Source organism: Candidatus Thermoplasmatota archaeon (assembly GCA_034660695.1).
Classification (GTDB): Archaea; Thermoplasmatota; E2; order UBA202; family DSCA01; genus JAYEJS01.
The window spans coordinates 1-2,337 of sequence record JAYEJS010000033.1 but is presented as its reverse complement, the minus strand read 5'-3'; the positions used below and the strand labels follow the sequence as shown (position 1 = coordinate 2,337).

Annotated in this window: 3 protein-coding genes; all 3 read right to left on the bottom strand. The window is 33.6% G+C overall.

The genetic code is table 11. The features are described 5' to 3' along the window. Window positions 1–361: 361 nt before the first annotated feature. Genes U9O96_01715 through U9O96_01705 form a run of 3 tightly spaced genes read right to left on the bottom strand, consistent with a single transcriptional unit; the run spans window position 362 to window position 2,204 of the window. Window positions 362–1,243 carry a restriction endonuclease gene (locus tag U9O96_01715; protein MEA2053824.1) on the bottom strand — a complete coding sequence of 294 codons (882 nt, stop codon included), beginning with the start codon at window positions 1,241–1,243 and terminating at the stop codon, window positions 362–364. A gap of 14 nt (window positions 1,244–1,257) precedes the next feature. After that, the gene (locus U9O96_01710) at window positions 1,258–1,992 is read right to left on the bottom strand and encodes a hypothetical protein (GenBank protein MEA2053823.1); all 735 of its coding nucleotides are present in this window, start codon (window positions 1,990–1,992) and stop codon (window positions 1,258–1,260) included. After that, window positions 1,986–2,204, bottom strand: coding sequence for a hypothetical protein (locus U9O96_01705; protein MEA2053822.1), 219 nt, complete (start codon window positions 2,202–2,204; stop codon window positions 1,986–1,988). Before U9O96_01705 ends, U9O96_01710 begins: the two co-directional genes overlap by 7 nt. Between the last annotated feature and the right edge of the window lie 133 nt (window positions 2,205–2,337).

Here is a 2,337-nt window from a genome sequence, read left to right as displayed (position 1 = left end):
ATTTATCGCATTTCTTTTTAATTTCTTCTTTTGCAAATTTATCTACTTTTTGTTTTGGTGGATTATAATACCAACCCCTGACTTTTTTTGGCATAATTATTCCCTCATTAAATAGATATTAAGCCCCCTGAAAACGGAATATTTAACACGCAAATCCAATACAAAGGGCACAGTGATGAATAATATAAAAGTTTGGACAATTTCGTATAACGGAATCGGGCTATACGAAGTTTTGGCGAAGCCAAAATTTGAGCGAGTGAAACGAGCCGTATAGCCCGTGTTATATGACCCGAACGAAGTGAGGGCGAGGAGCGAAGCGACGAAGCGTTCCGCCCGCCAAAATTTCAAGGCATTACTGATTCTACTCATTATAGTATTCTCCAAATTTTTGAGATAACAAATCAGACAAGCGTCTATGAGGGACTGTAGGTTGTGCATTGAAAAATTTCTGTATAAGTTTCAAAGTAGTTCCTTCTCTAAATATTGCCCTTACAATCCCTTCTTCCCATAGTTTATCATTCTCTAAAATCTTCCTCCAATATCTGATTTCTAGTTCTTTTATTTCATTATAACTTTCTTCGGGTTCAGCATCAAAGTTTATTTCTGGTAACTCTGGTAAACTATCTTTCCATGATTTCAGCCATTGTAATATTGTTTCCCATAACTCAGATTTCCCAAAATAGTCAAAAAGTTCCCTTCCATATAAAAGTTTTAATTCTATCCCGTATGTATCCTCCATTTTTTCTAACTCTTCCAAGTAGTAGTTCTTATTTTTGATTAAATCGGGGTCAATAAAATACATTATTCCCTTTAAATTCGTCTCATGTTTGTTGTACAAAAATTCTAATTTCGTTTCAAAATTGCTGATTTGCCCCCTCTTTTTGGTCGAATCGTGATCGTCTCGAACTTTCTGTTCAATGAAATAATATATCCTTCCATCCGTGAAGTATTGGTCTATATCCAACTTTCTTCTACTTGTAGGGTCGGGTATAATTATCTTTTCAAGAGTAGTAAATCCCCAATAATCTAAGAATGCTGTAAGTATCTCCTCAATAGCGTCTCCAAATCTAATCTCGTGAGATTGTAGGAGATGTTGTAAACAGCCATCCAAAAATATTCGTGAATTTAACAGACTAAAACCTCCAAAATATGGCTCTTGTGAAGCGATTATCCTAAGTAATTCTTTCTTATCTCCCTTAAATATATGTCTGTTCATAATTGAGCAAAACTTCTCGTAATCCATTTTCATTCACCTCATTATGTTCCTTTGAAGAATCCTTTTCTTACTTCATCCATTTTTACTGATAGATCGTAGAAATCCATAAGGGTTTTATAGTCTTTGTAGTCAAATCTATCTCTAAATTTTATATATGGTTCCATATTTATTTTATTTTCAAATTTAATTTTGTATTTATTCGGTCCAACAATCGTAATATTTGTACTAAAATAAATTAACTGAACGCATCTATTTAATGCCTCAGTAAGTGTTCCTATAGTATCTACTACCTCAAAAGCATTTTGAGGAAATCTAAAACCTGTCTTATTAAACCACAAAACATCTATTCTTTTTACCACATTTATCATGTCTGGGTAAGTGAACATAGGTATTTCCGGTAGCGTGGTAATTTGATTTAAAAAGACATTATCTTTGAATCCCGCAGATGTATCCGGCGTATAGGTCAAAAATCCTTCAAAGTTCCCTATCTCTAAACATATGCCTTCTATGTATGAATGCATCCTTTTTTTCTCTTCGGGTTTTGGCTTCTCTTCCTCTTCATAATCTTTTAAGGCATAAAGTCCTAATCCTACCTTTTTGAAATTTCTCCTATTTTTAATTTCTCTGTATAAAACTCCTCGTATTCCTGCTTTCCATTCCTTACTAACCTTAGCAGTTGGATAATATTTCTCAATGTTATCATAAATTTGTTCCCAAGTGGCAACTCCACCAAATTCTTCCAAAACTTTTTTTATTGCCTCCACTTTGGTTACCATGATTCCTCCTTACTGGCAGTTTTAACTGTCCAACGTTTCAATTTTTTATTCGGCAATTGTAAAAAATAAGGCGGGTCTATAAAAACCATCTCTATACTCTCGTCACCTATTTTCTTAAGCACTTTGAATGTATCACCTAAAATAACTTTATTTTTGATCTCATCAAGCAAATACTTCCCTTTTTCTTCCTTGTCTTCTATTACAAAGTTCATACTATCATTTGAACTTGTTCAATAAATTGTGGGATTTTCCTTCGCTTTTTCCAAGATTAGTGCAGATAGTCTTGGCATGGCGTATCGTTTGGAGAATATATCTTCTATGTAATCTAGAAAACTAACTCTCTGC